Genomic DNA, 24,241 nt, shown 5'->3' with positions numbered 1-24,241 from the left:
GTCAGCCGAAGACAGCCGCACCGGCGCCGAGGCGGTCTGGTGCGGGCGCGGCCACGCGCGACGACTACAGTGACGCTGTGGGGTACGAGTTCAGCATCGACGACGTCGCGTTCCTTCGTTCCCGATACGGCGAGAAGGCGCTGCAGGTGGCCGCCGAGTTCACGCTGAGTCCCGAGACGCTGCTGCGGGAGATGCCCGAACTGCGAGCGCGTTACGGCGACCGCACGGCCGCAGTGATCGAGGCGGTCCGCGTGCGCCGCAAGGCAGTCGGGAAGCTCGACGCCGCCGCGACGCTGCTCGCGAGCGACGTGGCGCTGCAGCAGGCGACGGCATCGGCCGTCGCCCGACACCGGGCCGCCGACATCGCGGCCCGGACCCCCGGCGCCGTGGTCCACGATGTCACCTGCTCGATCGGCTCCGAGCTGATGGCGCTGACCGAGACCGAGGGGATCGCCGGGACGATCGGCAGCGACCTCGATCCGGTGCGCCTGGCGATGGCCGACCACAACCTGACGACCGCGCCGGAACCCGGCGCGAGGCGGGCACCGTGGCTGCTCGCGCGCGCCGACGCGCTGGCGCCCGTGTCGACGGCCGACGTGGTGATCGCCGACCCCGCCCGCCGCAATGCGCGGGGCCGCACGTTCAAACTCGACGAACTCGATCCGCCGCTGCTGGAACTGCTGTCGGTGTACGCGGGCCGCCAGTTGGTGGTCAAGTGCGCGCCGGGCCTGGACTACCGGCTGCTGCGCGACCGCTTCGGGTTCGAGGGGCAGGTGCAACTGGTCTCCCTCGACGGCGGTGTCCGGGAGGCCTGCCTGTGGGCCGAAGTCGACCGACCGGCGCGGCGGGCGACCGTGCTGCGCACCGGGGGCGCCGACTACGAGGTCACCAGCGACGAGGACGACGAGCTCGACGAGCCCGGCGTGGGGGAGTGGATCGTCGATCCGGACGGGGCCGTGGTGCGGGCCGGGCTGGTCAGGCACTACGCCCGCAGGCACGGGCTGCGTCAGCTCGACCCGCAGATCGCCTACCTGACCGGAGACTCGGTTCCGGCGGGTGAGCGCGGCTTCCGCGTCCTCGATCGGCTCGGCGTCACGGAGAAGGTGCTGCGCGGTGCGCTCGCCGCCCACGACTGCGGGAGCTTGGAGATCCTGGTCCGCGGCCTCGACATCGATCCCGATCGGCTGCGGAAGCGGTTGAAGCTCAAGGGATCTCGACCCCTGACCCTGATCATGACCAGGATCGGACGCGCGGGGACGGCATTCCTGTGCGAATCGGGCGTGCGAGCGCCCTGACCGTGGGTCGGCGCCGGCGGGTCAGCGCCTGCGTCGGGTCAGCGTCGGCGTCGGGTCAGGACTCGGGGCTGAAGTAGTACACCGCGCCGATGTTGGTGGCGACGGCGATCTGTCCCGCGGCGGAGACGGCCACACCGGTGGCGAATCCCTTCGCCTCGGGCATCGGCAGGGTCCGCTTGGTCGCGCCGGTCTTCGCGTCGACCTCCATCAGCTCCAACTGCAGTTCGGGACCGCTGCGCACCACCGTCCAGACGGTGCCCGCCGCGGTTTGCGCCGACAGGCCCGCGGTCTGCACGTCGTCGCGCCGGGCCACCTCGACGGCCTTGTCGCCGTCGTCGTGCAGGATCACCAGCGGTGCGCCGATCGTGCCCGCGGGCACAATGGTGCCGTCGGGGGAGACGCTCATGGTTCCGAAGCCGTAGCCGCTGTTGTCGTGGCTCCAGCGGACGGCGCCGTCGGCGGCGTCGAGGGCGTAGAGGCGCCCGTCGCGGCCGAAGGCGTAGACGGTCTTGCCGTCGGCCGACACCGTCGGCGCGCCGACCACGCCGCCGGGCAGGTCCGCGGACCACAGGTCGGTGAGCGTGCGCTCGTGGTCCTCGCGCGCATAGCCGAGGGCCTTGACCTGGGAGGTGCGTGCGCCCTCCGGGAAGAAGTTGAGGAAGACCCGTTCGTGGCCCCAGTCGACGGCGGGCGGTGCCGACACCGCGCATTCGGGACCGCCGGTCACGCAGTCGCCGAACCCGGTCAGCGGGTCGGTGGCGGGCCGCGTCCACAGCGCCTTCTCCGGGCCCACCGGGTCGCCGGTCTGCGCGTTGACGATCATCAGCCGGCCGAGGGAGGTGGTGATCAGAACGTGACCGGGCCCGACGAACTTGGCCGACGTCGGCACGCCGATCACGTCCTTGCGCCAGCGGATGGCGCCGCCACCGGTCAGGGCGAGGAATCGGCCGGGTTCACCGAGATAGGGCTGGGCGAACTGGTCGACGAGGGCCGCGTTGCCCCAGAAGCCGTTGGCCATGCGTTTGCAGAAGTTCTTGCGGCCGTTCCGGTTGTCCAGCACCAGCAGGTTGCAGCCGGTCGGCGTGTTGGCGCCGACGACGACGTCGCCGCCGCCGTTCATCGTCACCGGGCTCGTGACCGGTCCGCCGGTCGGGCGCGTCCACGACAGCGCCAGATCGCTCGGCGGCCGGGCGTAGCTGAAGTTGCTGTTGGCGCTGTTGCCGCCGTACGACGACCAGCCCGCGGCCGGAACCGATCGGACGTCGAGGTGACCGTCGGAGCAGGAGGTGAGGACCAGTGCGGTCAGCGTTCCGAGTACTGCTGCGCGGACGATCGCGCGCATGCGTCGGCGTGCGGCCTGGGTCATCGTGCTCCGATCTGGTGAAGGTGCGGCTGCCGCCGCGTCCGCGCACGACTCTATCGCGTCTGTTCGTCGGGTCCGTCGCCCGCCGCGGCCCGACGATGCGGCGGACGTGCATCGGCGGCGGTGGATTATGTTTGTCTGCATGACCACGATGTGGAACGCGTCGTACCGCTCGCGGTGGCGCGCCGGACGCCGCCGCGACCCGCAGCAGGTGCGCTTTCTGACCCTCGACTCGCTGCGCTGGATCAAACGCAACCGCGCCTGGACGCCCTGGTACCTGGTGCGTTACTACCGGCTGGCCCGCTTCCGGATGGCGAATCCGCACATCGTGCTGCGCGGCATGGTGTTCCTGGGGAAGGACGTCGAGATCCACGCGACCCCGGAATTGGCGCGCATGGAGATCGGCCGCTGGGTGCACATCGGCGACGGCAACTCGATCCGCTGCCACGAGGGCAGCATGCGGATCGGCGACAAGACGGTCTTCGGCTGCAACAACGTCGTCAACTCCTACCTGGACATGGAGATCGGCGGTTCGACGCTGATCGCCGACTGGTGCTACATCTGCGACTTCGACCACGTCACCGACAACCTGGAGATGCCGATCAAGGATCAGGGCATCGTCAAGGGACCGGTTCGGATCGGGCCCGACACCTGGATCGCCACCAAGGTGACCGTGCTGCGCAACACCGTCGTCGGCCGCGGCTGCGTCCTGGGGGCGCACGCGGTGGTCAAGGGCGTGATCGACGACTACGCGATCGCCGTCGGCGCGCCCGCCCGGATGGTCAAGAACCGCAAGGAGGCGTGGGAGGCCGGGGCCGAGCAGCGTGCCGAACTCGAACGCGCCCTGGCCGACATCGAACGCAAGAAGGCGGCGGCCCAGCGAGACGGCGCGGGCGACTGATCGAGCCGCTCGCCTACTTCGCGACCGGGACCTCGGACGCGGTGGCCGGCGGCGGTGTGCGGTGCTCGACCCATTCGGTGCCGGTCCGGCTCACGACGACGACCGTGCCGTCGGGTTCGGTGATCTCCAACTCCTCGGTCCCGGGGAGCCACCGCACCGTGCTCGACGACGGGAAGCTCCCGCGGTAGACCACTTCGGCCGACGTCGCGTCCCGGACGGTGAGGGAGTCGCCGTCTCGATAGAAGGCGAAGGCACCGGAGGCGGTAGCGGTGCCGCCCGGCGGCAGCGTCGGGGCGGGCGGGGTCGAGGACGCGGTCGTCGCTGCGGAGGTCGTGGTTGACGGCGCCGTCGTAGAGGCGGTTGCCGACGGGGAACCGCTCACAGACGGTGCAGGCGACGACGTGGACGAAGAATCGATCGGAGGCGCCGAGGCGGTGGCCGGTGTGGACGACGAGGGCGCCGACGCCGACTCGGACGTCGACTCGGGGCCGGTGAGACGGCGGGCGAGGGGAGCCGAACCCGGGTAGGTCCCCTCCGGATTGCATTGGACGCTCAGCAGGGGAAGAAGCGCCACCTTGATCGGTACCAGGACCGCGGTCGCCGAATAGAAGTTGCCGACCTTGCTGTAGACCTCCACGGTCCACGGTCCGCTGTTGCCGGTCAAGGTGCCGACCAGAGCGGCGAGCAGGCCGTTGGCGATCCGAACGGTCACCGGATTCGCGGTCGTCGGACCGACCGTCGTCAAGACGCCCGACCGACCGGCGATCCGCAGCTCGTAGCTGTAGACGCCGTTCGCGGGTGCCGGATTCGCGATCTTCAGATCGGCGGCGCCCGCCAAGAGGTTGAGCACCCCCGGGTAGTCGACGCATTGCACGCTGGGCGCTCGATTCGGCCGCGCGGTGGTCACTGTTCCGGTGACCGTCGCCGCATCGCCCAGTGCCGCCTGGGCGGGACCGGTGCCGTGGGCGCCGGACGCGGCGACCACCGCGACGGTCGCCGCGGCGGTCCCGGCGAGCAGGCGGCCCGCGAGCGGAGTGTTCCGCCAGCCGCGCCGGGGTGCGAAGGCGATCGCGAACAGCGCGAGCAGGGCCACGACCTGCATGGCGAGCGTGTACGGGTTCTTCAGCCAGACGGCCGCGTATCCGAGCCACGGCGCCGTGACATAGACCCGGGTCACCCGGTCCACGGTGTACGGCTGCGCATCGGCGACCGGGTTCGCATCGCCCTGCAGGACCAGCCGCCTGCCGCCGTCGTCGAGACCGGTCACCGACACCACGCGGTGCGTCACGCGGACGCCGTCGTCGCGAGTGACGCCGACGACGTCGCCCGGGTGCACGTCGGCGGCGGCCACGGTGCGCGAGACACCGAGGGAGCCCGCCGGGATCGCCGGCGACATGGAGCCGGTCTCGAAGATCACCGGCCGGATCCCGAAGGCGAGCGCGGCGACGGTGAGGATCAGGCAGAGGGCGCCGACGATCGCAGCGACGGTCAGCAGCCGATCGGCCACGCGGCGCCGCGGCCGGGCGCCGGAGACGGCGGGGCCGGGGAGAGGCAGCACGGGGAAGGCCACGGTGGGGGCGTCGTCGTCGATCATCACGTGCTCGTCGCGGTGTAGGTGAGGGTGGCGGTCGCGGTCTTCCCCGCGGCGGTGTCCGGTGCGTCGGTCCGCAGCCGCATCTCCAGACACATCGGCTGCCAGCCGCCGGCGCCGACGGGGACGGCGGTGGTGCCCGACACCACCTGCTGGTCGTTGGTGTTGAGCTGCTTGACGGGCCAGGCGGTCGGTGAGCCGGTCACCGCCGTGCAGGAGCCGTTCGTGATCTGCAGGCCGCCGGTGCCGTTCGGCGAGAACGCAGCGAGGTCGAAGGCGCCGGCGAACACCGCGTCGACCTTCGCCGACATCGTCACCGTGAACGGGACCGTGCCCCGGTTGTTGATCGACACCATCACCGCCGACTTGTTCCCCGGCAGCAGGCTGCCGGGGAAGGCGACCGCGAGGTTCTTCGTGGCGTTCGGGTCGGTGTTGTTCGACGACTGGCTCATCCGGATGTCGATGAATCCGGTGCTGAACTGTCCCGAAGTGGTCTGCGGCGACGTCGACCACAGCGCGGTGGTGCCGATCGCTCCGGTGCCCAGCAGGATTCCGCTCGCGAGCAGGGCCCGCACGCGGCGCGAGTCGATCACGGGCGCGCGGTCGGTCGGGCGGGAGCGGGTGCGTCTCACTGCGGATCCTCCTGCGGTGCGGGTCGACGGTGGCCGATGCTCGCTCGGGGTATGGGCGCGGTGTCCACCGGGATCTCGGTGAGCGGCGTCGTCGGGGTGTCGTCGGCCGGTCCGGCCGCGGCCTCCTCGGCGCGGCGACGGCGTCGTTCGGCTCGCCAGTCCGCATAGAACTGCCAGGCGCCGTATGCGAACAGCAGGCCGGCCAGGACGAAGACGGTGACGGTGCGCTTGGCGCCGGTGAACCACGTGTTCACAAAGCCGAGGTACGGGACCGAGTACCACAGGACCCCGCGCACCTGGACCGGGCGGACCGGCACCGGGTCGGCCATGCCGTTGTTGTCGCCCCTGGTCACGAACCGCGGGGCGCCGTCCGCGGCGCGCTGGATCTCGGTCACGCGGTGGGTGATCACGTCCGGCCGACCGGAGGCGATCTGGTAGGTGATGACGTCGCCGACCGCGATCGAGTCGATCGGGCGCGGTTTGACGACGATGAGCGTCCCCGGCGGATAGTCGGGCTTCATCGACGGGGTCAGCACCGTGTACGGTCGGGCGCCGGCGACTTTGGGGACGACGATCGTGCCGACCAGGACCGCGAACGCCGCGGCCAGCAGGAGCCAGCTGGCGCCCTGCCACAGGAGGTGGAGTGCGCGTTGCCGCGGCGTCCGGGGGACGGGCGGGTCGGCTTCGGCGACGGAGTCCGGGGTCGCGGGCGCGGTCATCGGGTCTGCTCCGCGGCGAAGCCGAAGATCATCCGGAAGGTCGCGGGCGCGGTCTGCGGGGACACCGACACGAGCTTGGCGGTGATGCACCACGTGGTGCTCGCGCCCTTGGCCAGCGGCCACCAGCCGGTCGGCGCGGACGAGGTGGTGAACGCCGTGGTCGGCGACGAGGTGTCCTTCGCGTCGAACGCGGCGCCGGTGCCGGGGCATCCCGGTCCCTGCGTGCCCGCGAGGTTCATCGTCACCGCGGTGCCGGCCGGCGCGAGCTGGCCCGGTCCGGCGGTGGCCAGGCGGAATCGCAGCGGGGTGCTGCCGCCGTTGGTGATCGTCAGGGCGGCCGACGTCGACGAGCCGGGGAGCATGTTCGCGGCGGCGAGCGCGTCGAACGTGAACGTGTCGGCAGTGCCTGCCCCGGGGGCCAGCAGGATCGACCCGGTCTCGACGTCGCCGCCGTTCTCGGTCTGCTGGTCGGCCCACAGGGCCCCGGTGGTGTACACCGATCCGAAGATCAGCGACACCACCAGGACGCCCAGGGCCGCGAAGAGGATGTTGCGTCGGGTGACCACGCGGTTCGGAGTCGGTCGGACCGTTACGGCCGAACCTGGTTCAGCACGACTTTCATGCCGTCGACGTTGAGCGTGGTGTTGACACCGACGCGGTTGGGGGTGTCGCGGTTGAACTTCACCACGACGCCGACGGCGACCGAGTCGCCGTCGTTGACCGTGACCGGGGTGCTGACGGGCGTTCCGGCGCCGATGGCGGCGGTGTTGTCGAACGTGACGCAGTCGCCGCCGCAGGCGGGGTCGGTGATGGTCGATCCGGGGACGGACGCGGTGTCGACACTGATCTGGGCGTGCATGTTCTTGCCGGTCGCGACCACCGTGCAGGTGTTCGCGTACTTCCACCAGTCGCCGGGGACCATCAGGTCGGTCGCCGGGTCGACCGCGGATCCGCCGACGACTCCGTCGGGGGAGACGTCGGTCCAGGTGCCGCCGGTGCCGCAGGTCAGCTGGAGGTCGCCGGTGGTGATCGCGTCGCCGCCCACCGGGGACTCGTCACTCCACAGTGCGTACGATCCCGCTCCGCCGAGCAGCAGGATCGCGCCTGCGCCGACGGCCAGTGCGCCCTTGGTCTTCCGGTTCATCTGTCTACCTCCGAGTCGCGGCGGGCCTGCGGTCACCGCCGTGCTGCGATCACGTGGCGAATGCCACTGATCAGATATTCGGTGATCTCCGACATTTCATTACTCGGTTCGGCGGAATCGAGGGTCGGTCGTTCAGATGAATTCAGTTTGGATCTGTGCCAGGGTGCGTGTCGCCGCCGCCGCCGGCGAGCGACGGCGCCGCAGCGGTCAGACGTTCGGGTCCCGTTCCGGCATGGGGCGCAAGGGGATCGTCGGGCGGCCCAGCGGTCGGTCGGGTCGGCGCCGGGCGCTGCGATACACCTGCGCGGTGCGGTCGGCGATCGCGTGCCAGGTGAACTCCTCGTTGAGTCGGGCGCGGCCGCGGCGGGCGCGTCGCTGCGCCGCGTCCGGGTCGTCGAGGGCGGCGCAGACCGCGGCGGCGAGCCCGGCCGGATCGAAGGGCTCGAAGGTCCATCCGGTCTCGCCGTCCGCGACCGCCTCGCCGAGGCCACCCGCGGTGGAGGTGACCAGCGGGATGCCGGTGGCGGCCGCCTCCAGGGCGACGATCCCGAAGGGCTCGTAGCGACTGGGCAGGACGATCGCGTCGCAGCGGTGCATCAGCTCCATCAGACCGTCGCGGTCCTTCTTCCCCACGAAGTCGACGGCGTCGGCCACTCGATGCTCGCGGGCCCGTTCGTGCAGCCAGTCCGACTGCGTTCCGTCGCCGGCGACGGTGAGCCGGGTGCCCGGATGCGCGCGGCGGATCGCGGGCAGCGCCTCCAGCAGATCCTGGACGCCCTTCTCGTACTCCAGGCGACCGGCGAACAGGAGCTCGGGCGCCCCGGTCCGCGGCGTGCGCTCGATGAAGCACCAGGTGCCGACGTCGATGCCGTTGTGGATCACGGTGATCGGCGGGAGGTCGGGGCCGAACAGTGCGCCGACCTCGTCGCGCATGGACGCCGAGCAGGTGATGAGCGAGTCGGCGGCGCCCGCCAGCCACCACTCCACCGAATGGACCTGCCGGTTGATGTGCCCGGCCACCCAGCCGCTGTGCCGTCCGGCCTCGGTGGCGTGCAGCGTCGCGACGAGCGGGGCGTCGAAGTACTCGGCGAGGGCGATCGCCGGGTGAGCGACGAGCCAGTCGTGGGCGTGGATGACGTCGGGGGCGGGCTCGTCGCGCAGAATCCGCAGCCCGGCACGGACGAAGCCGTGTCCCATGGCCAGGGTCCACGCCATCATGTCGGCGCCGAAGTCGAAGACCGGCGGGTCCTCGGCGACCGCGATCACCCGGACGCCGTTGACCACGGTGTCGGTGGTGGGGTGGGTGGTGGCGTCGGTGCCCGACGGCTGCCGGGTCAGCACGATCACCTCGTGGCCCAGATCGGCGACGGCCTCGGCCAGGTGGTGCACGTGTCGGCCCAGGCCGCCGACGACGACCGGCGGGTACTCCCAGGAGATCACCAGCACTCGCATCACAGACCGCCTTCCCGGTTCGGCAGACGGCGGGCGTCGAGCGCCCCGAACAGGTTGTCGGGCCGACGCCAACCGGCCGCCAACTGCGCGGCGCGCTGGTCGCGGCCGGCGTCGGAGGCCGCGCAGATCTCGCGGGTGGCGTGCGCGTGCTTGTAGGCGCGGTCCTGCGCATAGCCCGCCGCGGTGTCCTTGGAGACCATGAACGGCCAGTCGGACTGCACGGTCATCAGCGTCTCGCGCAGGATCTGGTCGGCGACCGGATCGCGACCGGTACGACCGTCGCGGCGCTTGTCGAGCGAGTCGAGGGCGGTCGCGGTGACCTCGCTGTTGAGCTGGACCAGGTGCTGCACCTGCGGTCCCTCCCAGACGCGCCAGTCCTTGCCCGAACCCCACGACGAGTCGCCGAGCGCCACCGGCTCGCCGACGAAGCCCTCGCGTCGCGCGGTGGCCAGCGAGCCGACGGTGACGCCCGCCTCGGGCAGTCGACGCATCAGACGCTCGAGCCACACCGGACCCTCGTGCCACCAGTGTCCGTACAACTCGGTGTCGAAGGCCGCCACCACGTGCGCCGGCCGCCCGATGCGTTCGGATTCGGTGATGAGCCGCCGACGCACGCAGTCGATGAAGTCGTCGACGTGCCGGTCGACGACCGGGCTCACCAGCTCCGGGTCGTACGGCTTCTTCGCCTCACTCGGCACATTCTTGCCGGTCACGCGCACGGGTTTGAACCCCGTCAGGTGATCGTAGGTGTGGAAGTCGCGGTAGTCGGCGTGGCCGGGATACCCGGACTTGGGGGACCAGACGCGGTAGCTGACGGTCAGATCGCGGCCGAAGGCGACGACGCCGGAGTCGCCGACGGGGCGCCCGAGGGCGGTGTCGCCGTGGAGGGTGGGGCCGTCGACCATGAAGTGGCTCACGCCGGCGGCGCGATAGCCGTCCTCCATCCCGGGCGTGTAGGCGCACTCCGGTGCCCAGATCCCGGTCGGTCGGGTGCCCCAGCGCAGTTCCGCATCGGCCAGGCCCTCGGCCAGCGAGAGGGTGCGCAGGCGGTCGTCCAGCAGCGGTTGGAAGGGGTGCGCGAGGGGGCCGCCGAGGAGTTCGATGACCCCGTCGGCCACCAGCGGCCGGATCTGCGGGCTGCCGCCGTGCCGCCACTGGGTCTCGAAGTCGGTCAATGCGGCTGCGGCGGAACGGAACTCGCGGTGGCCCATGGCTCGGTGCAGCGGATCGGCGGAGGTCGCCGCCTCCATCGCGCGCAACTGCCAGTCGGCGAGCCACTCGTACATGGAGGTGCCGCAGTGCGGATCGTCGAGCTGGGCGGCGAGCACCGGGGTGATGCCGAGGGAGAGCACATCGGTGAAGCCGTCGTCGGCCAGGCGCCGCAGGGCGGCGAACACCGGCTGGTAGCAGTGGGCCCACGATTGATACAGCCACTCCTCGCCGACCGGCCAGCGGCCGTGATTGGCCAGCCAGGGCAGATGGGAGTGGAGCACCAGCGTGAACTGGCCGGGAACCGCGGCGGTGCTCGCTGCGGCGGGGGTCGTGCTCATGACAGTTTCAGATCCCTCACGGTGTCAGACCGCCTTGCGGCGGGAACGCCCGGCGGCCGGACGAGTCGGGCGGCCGCCATGACGTCGTCGGCCGCGGTCAGCGGCGTACGGCCACGGCCAGCAGATCGAGGCTGGCATCGATGTCGGCCGCGGCGGCCGATCGGATGTCGAAGTCGGCGGTCGCCACGGCGGCGACGTCGGCGGTCAGCTCGGCGGGCCAGTCGTCGCCGGCCAGGGCGCGCTCGATCTGCGCGTCGATGATCGAACCGCCCCACTTGTCGTCGAGGGCCTGCAGCGCCGCGCCGTGGTAGACCCCGAGCATCTGTTCCACGGTGAACCCGGCCGACCCGGGGACCTGCTCGAGCAGCTCGGTCAGCTCGGCGGCGTGGAGTTCACGGGTGTGGAACGGGTTCAGCGGGGTGTCGCGCCCGGGGGAGAAGGTGATCCGGTTCGGCGTGCTCATCAGCAGGACGCCGCCGGGGCGCAGGACGCGGTGGCATTCGGCGACGAAGGCGCTCTGATCCCACAGGTGCTCGATGACCTGGAAGTTGACCACCACGTCGACCGACGCGTCGGCCAGCGGCAGGTCGATGAGGTTGCCGCGATGCACGATGAGCTCGGGGTAGCGGCGACGGGTGTGCTCGACGGCCTGCTCGTCGTAGTCGACGCAGGTCACCGACCGGGCGCGAGTGGCGAGCATGGACGCGCCGTAGCCCTCGCCGGACCCGGCTTCGAGGACGTCGAGGTCGGCGCACCGATCGAGAACGAACTCGTAGGCCACCTCGTGTCGGCGGAACCAGTAGTTCTCCGCGGCGATCCCGGGCACGGTGCGCTCACCGGTGAGCGCCAGCTGGTCGGACTGCGGAGCCGCCGGATCGGCGGCCCCGGCGGGGGACGATCCGGTGAGCGGCGCAGTCGGTGAAATCTCGGTCATCGCCTCGACCTTAGTACCCGGCTCGGCGGCGCCCGGTAGTCGGGAAGTGATCGGTGCCATGTTCTCCCCTCCGTGGCCAGCCGCTAAAGTGAGGAGAGACCCATGGCCTTACCGGCCGGTAAGTTGCCGAACCCGAAGCAGGAGGTCGACGAAGACCCATGACGAATATTGTCGTTCTGATCAAGCAGGTTCCCGACACGTGGTCCGAGCGCAAGCTCGCCGATGGCGACTACACGCTCGACCGGGAAGCCGCCGACGCGGTGCTCGATGAGATCAACGAGCGCGCCGTCGAAGAGGCACTGCAGATCAAGGAAGCCAATGGCGGTGAGGTGACTCTCCTCTGCGTGGGTCCCGAGCGCGCCACCGATGCGATCCGCAAGGCGCTGTCGATGGGCGCCGACAAGGCGATCCACATCAAGGACGACCTGATGCACGGCAGCGACGCGGTCCAGACCGCCTACGTGATCGCTTCGGCGCTGGGCACCGTCGAGGGCGTCGAGATGGTCATCGCAGGCAATGAGGCCACCGACGGCCGCAGCGGCGCGGTGCCGGCCATGGTCGCCGAGTACCTGGAGCTCCCGCACCTGACCCACCTGCGCAAGCTGGAGGTCGACGGCGAGACCCTGCGCGGCGAGCGCGAGACCGACGAGGGCATCTTCAACGTCGAGGCCTCGCTGCCGGCCATCGTCTCGGTCAACGAGAAGATCAACGAGCCGCGCTTCCCGTCCTTCAAGGGCATCATGGCCGCCAAGAAGAAGGAAGTCGCCGTGCTGACGCTGGCGGAGATCGGCGTCGAGGCCGACACCGTCGGTCTGGCGAACGCCGGCAGCACCGTCACCGGGGTGACCCCCAAGGCGGAGAAGTCCGCCGGCGAGCGCGTCACCGACGAGGGCGACGGCGGCATCAAGGTCGCCGAGTACCTGGTCGCGTCGAAGATCATCTGATCACCGCGACCACCACTTCCACTGGCGAACCCAAAGACATTCAGGAGAACAAACATGGCTGAAGTACTCGTGCTCGTTGAGCAGGATGCCGAAGGTGGGCTGAAGAAGGTCACCAGCGAGCTCATCACCGCCGCTCGCGCCCTGGGCACCCCGTCCGCCGTCGTCGTCGGCAAGCCGGGCTCGGCCGCCGGCGTCACCGGCGCCCTCGCCGAGGCCGGCGCCGAGAAGATCTACGTCGCCGAGTCCGACGACGTCGCGAACTACCTGATCACCCCGGCCGTCGACGTGCTCTCGCAGCTCGCCGAGGCCAACGGCGCCGCGGGCGTCCTCGTCGCGGCGACCGCCGACGGCAAGGAGATCGCCGGCCGGCTGGCCGTGCGTCTGGGCTCGGGCCTGCTGACCGACGTCATCGAGGTCAAGGAGGGCGGCGCAGGCGTCCACTCGATCTTCGGTGGCGCGTTCACCGTCGACGCCCAGGCCGGCGGCGACACCCCGGTCATCTCGGTCCGCCCCGGCGGCGTCGAGGCCGCTCCGGCCGCTGCGGCCGGCGAGGTCGTCAACGTCGAGGTCCCGGCCCAGGAGGGCGGGGTCAAGATCACCGGTTTCGCACCCAACGTCGGTGGCGACCGTCCGGAGCTGACCGAGGCCTCGGTCGTCGTCTCCGGTGGCCGCGGTGTCGGCTCGGCCGAGAGCTTCTCGGTCGTCGAGGCCCTCGCCGACGCCCTGGGCGGCGCGGTCGGCGCTTCGCGCGCGGCCGTCGACTCCGGTTACTACCCGGGTCAGTTCCAGGTCGGTCAGACGGGCAAGACCGTCTCGCCGCAGCTGTACATCGCGCTCGGCATCTCCGGTGCGATCCAGCACCGCGCGGGCATGCAGACCTCGAAGACCATCGTGGCCGTCAACAAGGACGAAGAGGCCCCGATCTTCGAGATCAGCGACTACGGCGTCGTCGGCGACCTGTTCAACGTCGCACCGCAGCTCACCGAGGAGATCAACAAGCGCAAGTGATGCGCTGATCGCCCGCGTAGGCACCAGGCCGGCCCCGCCGCAGGATCTCCTGCGGCGGGGCCGCCGCCGTCGGTGGGTGCGCGAGAAGTTCACCTGCCGTGTCCGGGGGCGCCACGTCGCATTGTCGGCGCTGTCGGACGAACCGCCTTGACTCTCAGGCATGACAGTTATGGATTTCGGCAACTCCGTGACCGCAGCGCGCCGGGTACTTCTGTCCGGGGGCGACTACGCGGTGTCGATCACCGAGGACGGCGGCCAGGTCGACGCCGCCCAACGATTGCGCTACGAGGTCTTCAACAACGAGCCGGGCTACTCGGACTCGATCGGCGACGCCGCCTCGGGCCGGGACGCCGACGAGTTCGACGCCTACTGCGAGCATCTGCTCGTCCATCACCTGCCGACGGGAGCGCTGGTGGGCTGCGCCCGCGTCCTGCCGCCGCCGCGCGCCATCGCCGCCGGCGGGTGGTACTCGGCCGGGGAGTTCGATCTCGACGAGCTGACCGAGATCCGCGGCGAGACCGTCGAGATGGGGCGCGCGGTGGTCGACCCCGGCCACCGCAGCGGCTCGGTGACCGCGATGCTGTGGGCGGCGTTGCTCGGCTACCTGGAGGAGGGCGGCTACCGGTATCTGATGGGCTGCGTGTCGGTGCCCCTCGAATCGTCGATCGGTCGGGGCCGGGAACTGCGCGGCATTCGCGATCTGGCGCGCGACAAGCACCGCGCGCAGTGGCAGGTCTTCCCGTACCGGCAGGTGCTCGTCGACGGCCGCCCGCTCGACGATCTCGAGCCGCCCGAGACGAATCGGCTGCCCGCCCTCCTGCGCGGCTACGTCCGGCTGGGCGCCCGCGTGTGCGGCGAACCCGCCTTCGACGAGGTCTTCGACGTCGGCGACTTCCTGACCGTCCTCGACCGGCATCGCGGCGATCAGCGCTACACCGAGCGGCTGCGCGGCGCCATGAACCGGCTCGGCCACCGCGAGCAGTAGGGCGGTCCCGGATGAGCGAACCGATAGCGAGCGGTGACAGCGCCTGGATGCCGGTCAGCCCGTGCGGCGCGCACTGCGTCCACACCAGTGTGCCGCCGGCCCCCGGGTGGCGTGCGGCCGCGCGGCTGACCGCGCTCGGGGCGGTCGGGCTGACGGTGGTCACGGTCGGTGCCGCGACGATCGTCCTGCCGCGACCGGTCCGGCACGGGTACTGGCGCGGCAGCGCCCGCATCGCACTGCGGACGATGGGGGTGAGCCTCACCGTCGACGACCGTCGACCGGCCGACGGCCGCCGGCTCCGCGGCGCGCTCATGGTGGCAAACCACATCTCGTTCCTCGACATCGTGGCCCTCGCGGGAGTGAGTCCGGCCCGGTTCGTCGCCAAACGCGAGGTCCTGCAAATGGGCGGCTTCGGTCCGGTGGCGCGGCTCTTCGGCGTCCTGCCGCATGTGCGCGGAGACCTGCGCCGGCTGCGACCGATGGTCGACCGGGTCGCCGGGATCCTCGATCGGGGACGGGCCGTCGCCGTGTTCCCGGAGGGCACCACCTGGTGCGGAACCGCCTCGGGCCGGTTCCATCCCGCCTTCTTCCAGGCCGCGATCGACGCGGGCGTCCCCGTCCTGCCGGTGCGCCTGTCGTACACCGACCGCGGGCACGACACCACCATGCCGGGGTTCCTGGGACAGGACACGATCGGCAGCACGCTGATGCGGATCGTGCGCTCGCGCGACCTGCAGATCACCGTCACCGTGTTCGAACTGCAGATGCCTGCGGGCGATCGGCGCAGGCTCGCCGCGCAGGCGCGGGCGCTGATCGCTCCCGCCGACGCGGTCGGCACCGGCCGCGAGGTCGCCGTCGACGTGACGGCACCGGCTCGCCGCGAGGTGGCTGCGCAGGCGGTCGCCTGAGCATCGAAAGCCGTGCTCAGCGCACTCGGGTGGGCGATGTCCGCTGCGGTGTCTATCCTGGTTGAGTCATGTCTTCTCTGCGCTCTCCCGTCTACCTCGACAATGCCGCGTCCACCGCGCTGGTCCCCGAAGCCGCCGCGGCGATGGCCGCCGTGTGGGCTCGCCCCGGAAACGCCTCGTCGCTGCACGGCTCGGGCCGGGTGGCGCGCCGGACCCTGGAGGAGGCGCGCGAGTCCCTCGCCCGCGACCTGGGGGCACGGCCGTCGGAGGTGATCTTGACCTCGGGCGGAACCGAATCCGACAATCTCGCGCTCAAAGGCGTCTACGGCGCCCGGCGCCGCGACGACGAGCGGCGCCGCAAGGTGCTGATCTCCGCCGTCGAACATCACGCGGTCCTCGATCCCGCGCAGTGGCTCGCCGACGAGGCAGGCGCGGAGCTGGTGGTGCTGGGTGTCGACGCCGCGGGCCGGGTCCACCCCGACACGGTGCGCGCGGCGCTCGACGAGCACGGCGACGAGGTGGCGCTCATCTCGGTGATGTGGGCCAACAACGAGGTCGGGACCGTGCAGCCGATCGCCGAGATCGCGCGGCTGGGCGCCGAGGCCGGGGTGCCGGTGCACTCCGACGCCGTCGCCGCCGCGGGCCACCTGCCGATCGACTTCGCCGACAGCGGACTGTCGTCGATGAGCGTCGCCGCCCACAAGTTCGGCGGACCGCAGGGGACCGGCGCCCTGCTGCTGCGCCGCGACGTCTCGTGCATCCCGCTGCTGCACGGCGGCGGCCACGAACGCGACCTGCGGTCGGGCACCCAGGACGTCGCCGCGGCCGCGGGCATGGCGGCGGCGTTGCGCGTGGCGGTCGATCGCCGCGACAGCGAAGCCGCCCGCGTCGGCGCACTGCGCGACCGGCTCGCGGCACTGCTGTCGGGCATCGACGGCGTGCGGATCAACGGTGCCCTCGGCCGGGATCGCGCGCTCGCGCTGCCCGGGGTCCTGCACGTGTCGATCGCCGGATGCGAAGGCGATTCGCTGCTCATGCTGCTCGACGCGAAGGGGGTCGAATGCTCGACCGGCTCGGCGTGCACCGCGGGGGTCGCGGCCGCCAGCCACGTCCTGCTCGCGATGGGCCTGGACACCGCGACGGCGCGCGGCTCGCTCCGGTTCTCGCTGGGAGCGGACAATACAGACGACGATGTGGACGTCGTCGCCGACGTGATCGGCGAGGTCGTCGCACGAGCCCGGGCCGCAGGACTGCTCTCTGCGGCCGGCGGGCGGACCGGAGGGATTTCCTGATGCGAGTGTTGGCGGCGATGAGCGGCGGCGTCGATTCGGCGGTCGCGGCGGCCCGAGCGGTCGAGGCCGGTCACGAGGTCGTCGGCGTGCACCTGGCGTTGTCGACCGCCCCCGGCGCGTTGCGGACCGGGTCGCGCGGATGCTGCTCGCGCGAAGACGCCGACGACGCCCGGCGGGCGGCCGACCTGCTCGGCATCCCGTTCTACGTCTGGGACTTCGCCGACCGCTTCAAAGAAGACGTGATCGACGAGTTCGTCGCCGCCTACGCCGCGGGCGAGACCCCCAATCCGTGTCTGTCGTGCAACGAGAAGATCAAGTTCTCCGCGCTCGCCGAACGTGCGCTCGCCCTCGGCTTCGACGCTCTGGCGACCGGTCACTACGCGCGACTGGCCGACGGCGAACTGCGCCGCGCCGTCGACATCGACAAGGACCAGTCCTACGTCCTGGCCGTCCTCGACCACGAGCAGCTCTCGCGCGCGATGTTCCCAATCGGCGACACGCCGAAACCGCAGATCCGGCAGGAGGCGCAGCGGCGCGGCCTGGCCGTGGCGAACAAGCCTGACTCGCACGACATCTGCTTCATCCCGTCCGGCGACACCCGCGCCTTCCTCGGCGCGCGGATCGGCGTCCGCCCCGGCGCCGTCGTCGACGCCTCCTCCGGCGACACCCTCGCCGAGCACGACGGCGTCCACGGCTTCACCATCGGGCAGCGCAAGGGCCTGGGGATCGAGGCGCCCGCCGCCGACGGGCACCCGCGGTACGTGACCGGGATCGACCCCGACACCGGCACGGTGACGGTCGGGACGGCCGCCGACCTCGAAGTGCACTCGATCACCACGCACAAGGCGGTGTGGACCTCGGGCCGCACGCCGACCGGCCCGGTCGAGTGCACAGTTCAGGTTCGCGCACACGGCGGGTTGGCATCCGCGGTGGTCACGCCGGTCGACGGCCCCGACGGACCGGGCATGCAGATCGCGCTGCGCGAGCCCCTGCGGGGAGTGGCCCGCGGCCAGGCCGCGGTGCTCTACCTGCCCGATGCGGTCGACGGCGATCAGGTGATCGGCTGCGGACGGATCACCGGAACCGACGGATGACCGATCCGGCCGCCGCGATGCCGACCGGGGTCGGCACCGGAATCGGCTCCATGCCGGGCACCGACCCGCGCGAGGCGGTCCGCATCGCCTCGGGCGAGCTCGATCTGCCCTTCCTGCCCGAACTCCCGGCCCGCGGTGTCGGCGCCGACCTGATCGGCCGCACCGGCGCGCTGCTCGTCGAACTCCCGGTCGACATGGTGCATCGGGCCTACCGCCTGGCCTCGCACCCCAACACCACCACCCGCCGCGCCCGCGACTGGTTGCGGTGGGATCTGGATGCGATCGAGGAGCACTGGGAGCGCGCCGGTCTCACCGGCACCGGTGCGCCGCTGAAGGTGCAGGCCTGCGGGCCCTTCACCTTCGGCGCACATGTGGAACTGCGCGGCGGGCACAAGATCGTCAAGGATCGCGGCGCGGTGCGCGACATCGCCGGCTCGCTGACCGAGGGCCTGCGCAACCACGTCGCCGAACTCACCCGCAGACTCGGTGCCCGCGTCGTCGTCCAACTCGACGAACCGGATGTCGGGCGCGTCATCGACGGCACGGTCACTCCGCTGACGCGGCTGGACCCCATCGCGCCGATCCCGGCCGCGGAGGCCGCCCAGCTGCTGCAGGAGATGGTCGACGCGCTCGCCGTCCCGGTCCTGCTCCATTCGTGCGGGCGGCCGCGGTGGGATCTGACCGATCAGCTCTCGGGAGTCGCCTTGTCGTTGGACGTGACCGGGCTGCGGCCCGCAGCCGACTACGACCGGCTCGGCGCCTTCGTCGACGGCGGCGGGATCCTGGCCGCCGGTCTGATCCCGTCGACCGAGCCCGCCGCGCCGGCCGCCGCCGAGAGCTCGGCGCGTGCACTCACCGATCTCGTCGATCGCATCGGGCTCCCGCGTCGAGTCCTCCGCGACAACGTCCTGGTCACCCCGACGTGTGGGCTGGCGGACGCTTCCGCTTCCTGGTCGACTCGAGCTCTGGCGCTGGCCTCCCAGGTGGCCGCCGGGCTGTCCGCCGACCCCGACTTCTCGTGAGCGTCGGTCGGCGAGCGAGTCAGTCCTCGAGCGCGGCGATCGCGCGCTCGGGCGCGAACTCATCGGTTGGCTTCGCCTGTTCAGCGATGAAAGCCCGAGGTCAGGCGGCGTCGATGCTGACGGTCAGGCGTGCACCGCAGGCTCGGGCGAGGCGTTCGAGGAAATCGACGGTGGGCGTGCGGGCGCCGTTCTCGACGGCGGCGACGGAGCTTTGCGTGGTACCCATGCGTTCGGCGAGCTGAGTCTGGGTGAGTCCGGCGTCGATGCGGGCTTGGTAGGCGATTCCTGCCAGCTCCATCACGACTCCGGCGGTTTCGTATGCCTGGTCGTAGATCCCCCGTTCGTCGGCGGTGAGGTTGGCGAGTGTGGCCTTCTTGTACTCGGTGTAGCTGGTCATGATTTCCCTTCCTTCTCCTGACCGTGGCGGCGCAGCACGTTGCGGGCTCGCTGGACTTCTTTGCGTTCGTTGTTGCGCTGCTTGCGGAACGTAGTCAGTGTGATCACGCGCCGCTCGAGTTCGATGGTGTAAGTGATTCGCTGGTTGACCTGGTCGCAGCGAAATCGCAGTTCCCAGAGCCTGTCGTCGAGTTTGCGACTGTGTGGCATTCGGAGCATGACGCCTTCGGCAGCGAGGAGGTCGAGCGCCCGGAACGCCTGCGCTCGCCCCTTCACTGTGAGCCCGTCGAGCCAGCTGCGCACTTCTTCGCTCAGCTCGATCCGCCACGTCGATCCGCGTTCGCTACCCACACGCCTAGTATATTGAAGACGCGATATAGCGTCAACGAGATTATGCTGCGCGGCGAGCGAGTCAGTCCTCGAGCGCGGCGATCGCGCGCTTGGGCGCGATCTGACGGAAGCTGGCGTCGAGGAGTTCGGCGACCTCGTCCCAATCGGAGTCCCCGGTGAGGTCCAGGCCGAGCCAGCCGTAGGCGCCCACGTAGGCGGGCACGAAGAACCGGTCGTCCTGCCGCAGGGCCTCTCGTTCGGCCGGATCGGGAATGAACAGCAGCGCCGTGTCGCGCCGCACCTTCGTTCCCTTCTCGCCGCCGCCGTACATCGCGAACATCTTGCCGCAGCGGAAGGTCGGACGACCGTGCGCGACCTTCTCGGTGCTCTCCGGCAGTGCCAGGGCGATCGTGCGCAACCGATGCAGGATCGGGTCGTCGTCGCTGAACATGATCGGATGCGGCATGCGGCCAGATTAGCGTCCGGTCGGGCGTTCTGCTCGCGGTCGCGCGCACCGGCGCCGTCGACGAGAGCATTCGAATGACTTCCGTATCGCTTCGCATTCGACCGAAACGGGGAACCTCCCCCTGAACAGCAGGCAGGCCCGATTGTTCAAGCGTTACCTGTGATTCGTGGTCGTCGTTCAATTCAGGTGATCGATCGGCCGCGTCAGATGGAAACTGTCATTCGAACAAGAGCGAGGTGGGATCCATGCGATTGAATCGTAAACTGACCGTGGGTTTGGTGAGTTCAGCAGCGGTCGTCTCATTGGCAGGAGGCGTCTTGTCGGCGCCAGCCGCAGCGCAGGTGATCACAGTCCCAGGAATCGGGCCGATCAATGTTCCGGACATCGATTTCGGGAGCCTCGACGGTCTGCTGGGCCCGGGAGGAAACGGCGGAGGCAATGGGAACGGCGGTGCCGTCAATTCGCCCAACGGCGTCAGGTCGATGGCGATTTCGGTATCGAACTGGTCCGGTAAGAAGTACGGCCCGGACCTGTATTCGACCGGATTCGCTCCCAGTGTGAAATGGTCGGCACGCGACGCCTCGGGTGCAGAGGTGAAAGGGTCCAACTGCCAGATCGAGATCTCGTTCCCGGGCACCGGATTCGCGACATATAAGAACGCGAACTGTCAGGGCAGCGTGGGCCTGAACTCCCGTGTCTACAAGACCGCCGGGAAGTATCAGATCCGGACGGTGGATCGCGTGTCCGGAGCCAGCGCCACGAAATCGTTCACGATCGAGTAGTTGCGGGCGCGTTCGCGCACCGGCGACTGTCAGTGGCCTTCGCTAGTCTGTATCGGTGAGTGAGGACAAGAGCACCGAACCGGCCCGCGAGTGGGCAGAGCTCGCCGACGAGGTCCGCGGCCACCAGTTCCGCTACTACGTGCAGGACGCGCCGATCGTCAGCGACGGCGAGTTCGACGCGCTGTTTCAGCGCCTGCAGGCGCTCGAGGACGCGCACCCCGAACTCGCCGTGCCCGACTCGCCGACCAAACTCGTGGGCGGTGGGTTCTCCACCGACTTCGGTTCGGTCGACCATCTGGAACGGATGATGTCCCTGGACAACGTCTTCGACCACGAGGAGATGCGGACCTGGGTCTCGCGGACCGAAGCCGAGGTCGGCGCGGGCACCGAGTTCCTGTGCGAACTCAAGATCGACGGCGTCGCACTGGCGTTGGTGTACGAGAACGGCCGGCTGGTCCGCGGCGTCACCCGCGGCGACGGCCGCACCGGCGAAGACGTCACGCTCAACGCGCGCACCATCACCGACGTGCCCGACGTGCTCGATGATTCGACGCGGCCGGTGCCCGCCGTCCTCGAGGTCCGCGGCGAGGTCTTCTTCCGCGTCGAGGACTTCGAAGCCCTCAACGCCTCCCTGGTCGAGGAGGGGAAGGCGCCGTTCGCCAATCCGCGGAACTCTGCCGCGGGCTCCCTGCGGCAGAAGAACCCGCAGATCACCGCCAAACGGCATCTGCGGATGATCTGCCACGGCATCGGTGAGATCGACGGATGGCGCCCCGAGTCGCTGCACGAGGCCTACCTGGCCCTCGGCGACTGGGGGCTGCCGGTGTCCTCGCACACCCGCAAGGCCACCGGCGCCGACGACATCCTGGCCGCCGTCGGCTACTGGGGTGAGAACCGGCATTCGGTGGAACACGAAATCGACGGCCTGGTCGTCAAGGTCGACGACGTGACGCTGCAGCGCCGACTCGGCGCCACTTCGCGGGCGCCGCGATGGGCGATCGCGTACAAGTATCCGCCGGAGGAGGTCACCACCAAGCTGCTCGACATCATGGTCGGCGTCGGGCGGACCGGCCGGGTGACGCCCTGGGCGCTGATGGAGCCGGTCCTGGTCGCGGGATCGACGGTGGCGCGCGCCACCCTGCACAACGCCTACGAGGTGAAGCGCAAGGGCGTGCTCATCGGCGACACGATCACCATCCGCAAGGCGGGCGACGTGATCCCCGAGGTCCTCGGGCCGGTGGTCGAACTGCGCGACGGCACCGAGCGCGAATTCGTGATGCCCACCCACTGTCCCGAATGCGGCACCGAACTGGCGCCCGCGAAGGAGGGCGACAAGGACATCCGCTGCCCCAACCAGCGGAGCTGCCCCGGGCAGCTGCGCGAGCGGCTGTTCTATCTGGCCGGCCGCGGGGCCTTCGACATCGAGGCGCTCGGCTACGAGGGCGCACAGGCGCTGCTGTCCAGCGGCGTGCTGACCGACGAGGGCGACCTGTTCTCGCTGACCGCCGACGACTTGATCAAGACCGACCTGTACACCACCAAGAGCGGGCAGCTGTCGGCCAACGGCAGACGGTTCCTGGAGAACCTCGACAAGGCGAAGCAGGTGCCGCTGTGGCGGGTCATCGTCGCCCTGTCGATCCGTCACGTCGGTCCGACGCCCGCCCGGGCCCTGGCCACCGCGTTCGGCAGCCTGGAGGCGATCGAGGCCGCGTCGGTCGACGAACTGGCGCAGGTCGACGGGCTCGGTCCCACCCGGGCGGCGAGCGTGCACGACTGGTTCGCCGTCGACTGGCACCGCGAGATCGTCGCGAAATGGCGGGCCGCCGGGGTCGCGATGGCCGACGAGCGCGACGAGTCGGTGGAGCGGACGCTCGAAGGTCGGACCGTCGTCGTCACCGGTTCGCTCGTGGACTTCTCCCGCGACGGCGCCAAGGAGGCGATCATCGCCCGCGGCGGGAAGGCCTCCGGCTCGGTGTCGAAGAAGACCGACTACGTCGTCGTCGGGGATTCGCCGGGCAGCAAGGCCGACAAGGCCGAGCAGCTCGGGATCCCGATCCTGGACGAGGACGGGTTCAAGGAGCTGTTGGCGACCGGCTCGGTGGGCGGCGAGCAGACCGCCGACGCCGACGACTGAACCGCTACACCGGCGACCGCTGCTCGCGCCCGCCCGACCCCTGATCGCCGGACTTCTTGTCGCCGGTCTTCTTGTCGCGCTTGAGCAGGGTGCCGATGATGCCGGCGAGGTACCCGAGTCGCGCCACCTCGGCGGGCCGGAATCCGGGGCCGCCGATCCGGCCGAGCAGCAGCACCTTGCCGCCCTCACCCAGGGGGGCGGCGGCCAGTCGGGTGTCCAGGTCGCGCCACGACTGCGGGATCCACGTCGAGTCCGGGTCGAAGGTGCGGGCGTCCTCGAGGGGCAGCCAGTCGGCCCGTTCCAGCGGGGTCTCCGGCGCGCCCGAACTCCCGTACAGGCGGAGCACCTCGGCGGTGCCGGGCTTGGAGATGATCGTCGCCCACGACACCCGCAGGACCCGCGGCGCATAGTCGGCGAGGATCTGCAGGCGGTCCTTGCCGCCGGTGGCCACCATGTCGATCAGCTCGAGTTCCTGATGGGTGTCGAGCACCCCCGCGTGCGGCCGCAACGAGTCGACGCGGACCCCCGACACCTTCTCAGCGGCCGTGATCAGGGTGTCGGGCAGGGAGCCCTTCGCCAGGTCGACGACCAGATCGTCGACCACATAGCCGTCACCGCGTTCCACCACCTCGAGGGAACGGATGTCGGCGCCGACCGCGCCGAGCTGGACCGCGAGCATCCCGAGGCTGCCCGGGCGGTCGTTGAGCAGGACGCGCAGCAGATACGACACCGGAGTCAGCGCGGCTCGGACGCGGCGCCGACGGCACCTGCGTTCCGGCCGCCCGTCCGGTCGTTCGTGGTCACGATGATCATGAGATCCAAGTTACGTGCCGCACGGCGGCCCGGCCACCGTTCGGCCCGCCGCGAGCGGCCCGCGCCTCCCTGCCTCGGCCGCACCCGGGCCGGGCGCATATCCTGATAGCCGAGTCCCACAGTCCTTTGAACTCGCGCGGCAGACCGCGACGAGAGCGTGCAGAGAGGTCGACGATGTCCACCGATTCCCAGCCGGCGATCAGCCGGGACGAGGTCGCGCACTTGGCGCGCCTGTCCCGACTGGCGCTCGACGACGCCGAACTCGACCGCTATGCGGCCCAGCTCGACTCGATCCTGAGCCACGTCGCGCAGATCTCCGAGGTGGCCGCCGACGACGTGCCGCCGACCGCGCACCCCGCCGACCTGCGCGATGTGCTGCGCGCCGACGTCGTCGTGCCCGGACTGAGCGCCGAGCAGGCGCTGTCGGGCGCACCCGCCGTCGAACAGGACCGGTTCGCCGTTCCGCAGATCCTGGGGGAGGAGTGA

General features: G+C 70.6%; 25 protein-coding genes. 12 read left to right on the top strand and 13 right to left on the bottom strand.

Annotated elements, in window-relative coordinates; all coding sequences use genetic code 11:
- Window positions 1-77: 77 nt before the first annotated feature.
- Window positions 78-1,295 (top strand): THUMP-like domain-containing protein, encoded by a 1,218-nt coding sequence (locus AAFO60_RS09590; RefSeq protein ID WP_347955960.1) that lies wholly within the window; start codon window positions 78-80, stop codon window positions 1,293-1,295.
- A 55-nt stretch (window positions 1,296-1,350) separates the two neighbouring features.
- Here the strand turns inward: AAFO60_RS09590 and AAFO60_RS09585 are convergent, their stop codons facing one another.
- Complete coding sequence (locus AAFO60_RS09585) at window positions 1,351-2,661, bottom strand: PQQ-binding-like beta-propeller repeat protein (RefSeq protein ID WP_347955959.1); 1,311 nt, start codon at window positions 2,659-2,661, stop codon at window positions 1,351-1,353.
- 139 nt (window positions 2,662-2,800) lie between these two features.
- Between AAFO60_RS09585 and AAFO60_RS09580 the strand changes: the two genes are divergently transcribed.
- Window positions 2,801-3,559 (top strand): acyltransferase, encoded by a 759-nt coding sequence (locus AAFO60_RS09580; RefSeq protein WP_347955958.1) that lies wholly within the window; start codon window positions 2,801-2,803, stop codon window positions 3,557-3,559.
- 13 nt (window positions 3,560-3,572) lie between these two features.
- On the opposite strand, the gene AAFO60_RS09575 is transcribed toward AAFO60_RS09580, so the two are convergent.
- From AAFO60_RS09575 to AAFO60_RS09540, 8 genes are all read right to left on the bottom strand, one after another.
- On the bottom strand, window positions 3,573-5,153 hold the full coding sequence (locus AAFO60_RS09575; RefSeq protein ID WP_347955957.1) for a signal peptidase I: 1,581 nt from the start codon (window positions 5,151-5,153) through the stop codon (window positions 3,573-3,575).
- Window positions 5,153-5,782 carry a hypothetical protein gene (locus AAFO60_RS09570; RefSeq protein WP_347955956.1) on the bottom strand — a complete coding sequence of 210 codons (630 nt, stop codon included), beginning with the start codon at window positions 5,780-5,782 and terminating at the stop codon, window positions 5,153-5,155. Before AAFO60_RS09570 ends, AAFO60_RS09575 begins: the two co-directional genes overlap by 1 nt.
- Complete coding sequence (locus AAFO60_RS09565; protein WP_347955955.1) at window positions 5,779-6,501, bottom strand: signal peptidase I; 723 nt, start codon at window positions 6,499-6,501, stop codon at window positions 5,779-5,781. Before AAFO60_RS09565 ends, AAFO60_RS09570 begins: the two co-directional genes overlap by 4 nt.
- Window positions 6,498-7,067, bottom strand: a complete 570-nt coding sequence (locus AAFO60_RS09560) for a hypothetical protein (RefSeq protein ID WP_347955954.1) — start codon at window positions 7,065-7,067, stop codon at window positions 6,498-6,500. The genes AAFO60_RS09565 and AAFO60_RS09560 overlap by 4 nt, the downstream gene beginning before the upstream one ends.
- A 23-nt stretch (window positions 7,068-7,090) precedes the next feature.
- Window positions 7,091-7,645, bottom strand: a complete 555-nt coding sequence (locus tag AAFO60_RS09555; RefSeq protein ID WP_347955953.1) for an alternate-type signal peptide domain-containing protein — start codon at window positions 7,643-7,645, stop codon at window positions 7,091-7,093.
- A gap of 207 nt (window positions 7,646-7,852) precedes the next feature.
- Window positions 7,853-9,097 (bottom strand): glycosyltransferase family 4 protein, encoded by a 1,245-nt coding sequence (locus AAFO60_RS09550; RefSeq protein WP_347955952.1) that lies wholly within the window; start codon window positions 9,095-9,097, stop codon window positions 7,853-7,855.
- Window positions 9,097-10,647, bottom strand: a complete 1,551-nt coding sequence (locus tag AAFO60_RS09545) for a glycoside hydrolase family 57 protein (RefSeq protein WP_347955951.1) — start codon at window positions 10,645-10,647, stop codon at window positions 9,097-9,099. The genes AAFO60_RS09550 and AAFO60_RS09545 overlap by 1 nt, the downstream gene beginning before the upstream one ends.
- Before the next feature lie 97 nt (window positions 10,648-10,744).
- A complete protein-coding gene (locus tag AAFO60_RS09540) occupies window positions 10,745-11,581 on the bottom strand; it encodes a class I SAM-dependent methyltransferase (protein ID WP_347955950.1) in 837 nt (278 codons plus the stop codon).
- Between the two features lie 158 nt (window positions 11,582-11,739).
- Between AAFO60_RS09540 and AAFO60_RS09535 the strand changes: the two genes are divergently transcribed.
- From AAFO60_RS09535 to AAFO60_RS09505, 7 genes are all read left to right on the top strand, one after another.
- Window positions 11,740-12,525: an electron transfer flavoprotein subunit beta/FixA family protein gene (locus AAFO60_RS09535; RefSeq protein WP_347955949.1), complete on the top strand. Its 786-nt coding sequence runs from the start codon at window positions 11,740-11,742 to the stop codon at window positions 12,523-12,525.
- Window positions 12,526-12,579: 54 nt separating this feature from the next.
- Window positions 12,580-13,533, top strand: coding sequence for an electron transfer flavoprotein subunit alpha/FixB family protein (locus AAFO60_RS09530; protein ID WP_347955948.1), 954 nt, complete (start codon window positions 12,580-12,582; stop codon window positions 13,531-13,533).
- A 160-nt stretch (window positions 13,534-13,693) separates the two neighbouring features.
- Window positions 13,694-14,518, top strand: coding sequence for a GNAT family N-acetyltransferase (locus AAFO60_RS09525; protein ID WP_347955947.1), 825 nt, complete (start codon window positions 13,694-13,696; stop codon window positions 14,516-14,518).
- Between the two features lie 11 nt (window positions 14,519-14,529).
- Entirely contained in the window at window positions 14,530-15,426 is an 897-nt protein-coding gene (locus AAFO60_RS09520; protein WP_347955946.1) for a lysophospholipid acyltransferase family protein, read from the top strand.
- A 68-nt stretch (window positions 15,427-15,494) separates the two neighbouring features.
- Window positions 15,495-16,718 (top strand): cysteine desulfurase family protein, encoded by a 1,224-nt coding sequence (locus tag AAFO60_RS09515; protein WP_347955945.1) that lies wholly within the window; start codon window positions 15,495-15,497, stop codon window positions 16,716-16,718.
- On the top strand, window positions 16,718-17,812 hold the full coding sequence (gene mnmA / locus AAFO60_RS09510; protein ID WP_347955944.1) for a tRNA 2-thiouridine(34) synthase MnmA: 1,095 nt from the start codon (window positions 16,718-16,720) through the stop codon (window positions 17,810-17,812). Before AAFO60_RS09515 ends, mnmA begins: the two co-directional genes overlap by 1 nt.
- Window positions 17,809-18,834 carry a vitamin-B12 independent methionine synthase gene (locus tag AAFO60_RS09505; protein ID WP_347955943.1) on the top strand — a complete coding sequence of 342 codons (1,026 nt, stop codon included), beginning with the start codon at window positions 17,809-17,811 and terminating at the stop codon, window positions 18,832-18,834. Before mnmA ends, AAFO60_RS09505 begins: the two co-directional genes overlap by 4 nt.
- Window positions 18,835-18,934: 100 nt before the next feature.
- On the opposite strand, the gene AAFO60_RS09500 is transcribed toward AAFO60_RS09505, so the two are convergent.
- The 3 genes from AAFO60_RS09500 to AAFO60_RS09490 all read right to left on the bottom strand — a co-directional run bounded on the left by AAFO60_RS09500 (window position 18,935) and on the right by AAFO60_RS09490 (window position 20,026).
- Window positions 18,935-19,231 (bottom strand): helix-turn-helix domain-containing protein, encoded by a 297-nt coding sequence (locus tag AAFO60_RS09500; protein WP_347955942.1) that lies wholly within the window; start codon window positions 19,229-19,231, stop codon window positions 18,935-18,937.
- Window positions 19,228-19,581, bottom strand: a complete 354-nt coding sequence (locus tag AAFO60_RS09495) for a type II toxin-antitoxin system RelE/ParE family toxin (RefSeq protein ID WP_347955941.1) — start codon at window positions 19,579-19,581, stop codon at window positions 19,228-19,230. Before AAFO60_RS09495 ends, AAFO60_RS09500 begins: the two co-directional genes overlap by 4 nt.
- Window positions 19,582-19,642: 61 nt before the next feature.
- Entirely contained in the window at window positions 19,643-20,026 is a 384-nt protein-coding gene (locus AAFO60_RS09490) for an MmcQ/YjbR family DNA-binding protein (protein ID WP_347955940.1), read from the bottom strand.
- Window positions 20,027-20,271: 245 nt separating this feature from the next.
- Between AAFO60_RS09490 and AAFO60_RS09485 the strand changes: the two genes are divergently transcribed.
- Both AAFO60_RS09485 and ligA read left to right on the top strand, forming a co-directional pair.
- Window positions 20,272-20,808, top strand: coding sequence for a hypothetical protein (locus AAFO60_RS09485; RefSeq protein WP_347955939.1), 537 nt, complete (start codon window positions 20,272-20,274; stop codon window positions 20,806-20,808).
- 55 nt (window positions 20,809-20,863) lie between these two features.
- Complete coding sequence (gene ligA, locus AAFO60_RS09480; protein ID WP_347955938.1) at window positions 20,864-22,942, top strand: NAD-dependent DNA ligase LigA; 2,079 nt, start codon at window positions 20,864-20,866, stop codon at window positions 22,940-22,942.
- 4 nt (window positions 22,943-22,946) lie between these two features.
- Here ligA and AAFO60_RS09475 read toward each other — a convergent pair whose 3' ends face one another.
- Window positions 22,947-23,681: an amino acid-binding protein gene (locus tag AAFO60_RS09475; protein ID WP_347956011.1), complete on the bottom strand. Its 735-nt coding sequence runs from the start codon at window positions 23,679-23,681 to the stop codon at window positions 22,947-22,949.
- 248 nt (window positions 23,682-23,929) lie between these two features.
- Here AAFO60_RS09475 and gatC point away from each other — a divergent pair, with 248 nt between their 5' ends.
- The gene (gatC, locus tag AAFO60_RS09470) at window positions 23,930-24,241 is read left to right on the top strand and encodes an Asp-tRNA(Asn)/Glu-tRNA(Gln) amidotransferase subunit GatC (protein ID WP_347955937.1); all 312 of its coding nucleotides are present in this window, start codon (window positions 23,930-23,932) and stop codon (window positions 24,239-24,241) included.

The sequence above is a fragment of the Gordonia aichiensis genome (assembly GCF_039946255.1).
GTDB classification, from domain to species: Bacteria; Actinomycetota; Actinomycetes; order Mycobacteriales; family Mycobacteriaceae; genus Gordonia; species Gordonia aichiensis_A.
Note: the sequence above shows the minus strand (reverse complement) of the source record. Positions and strands in the feature narration are given on the sequence as shown.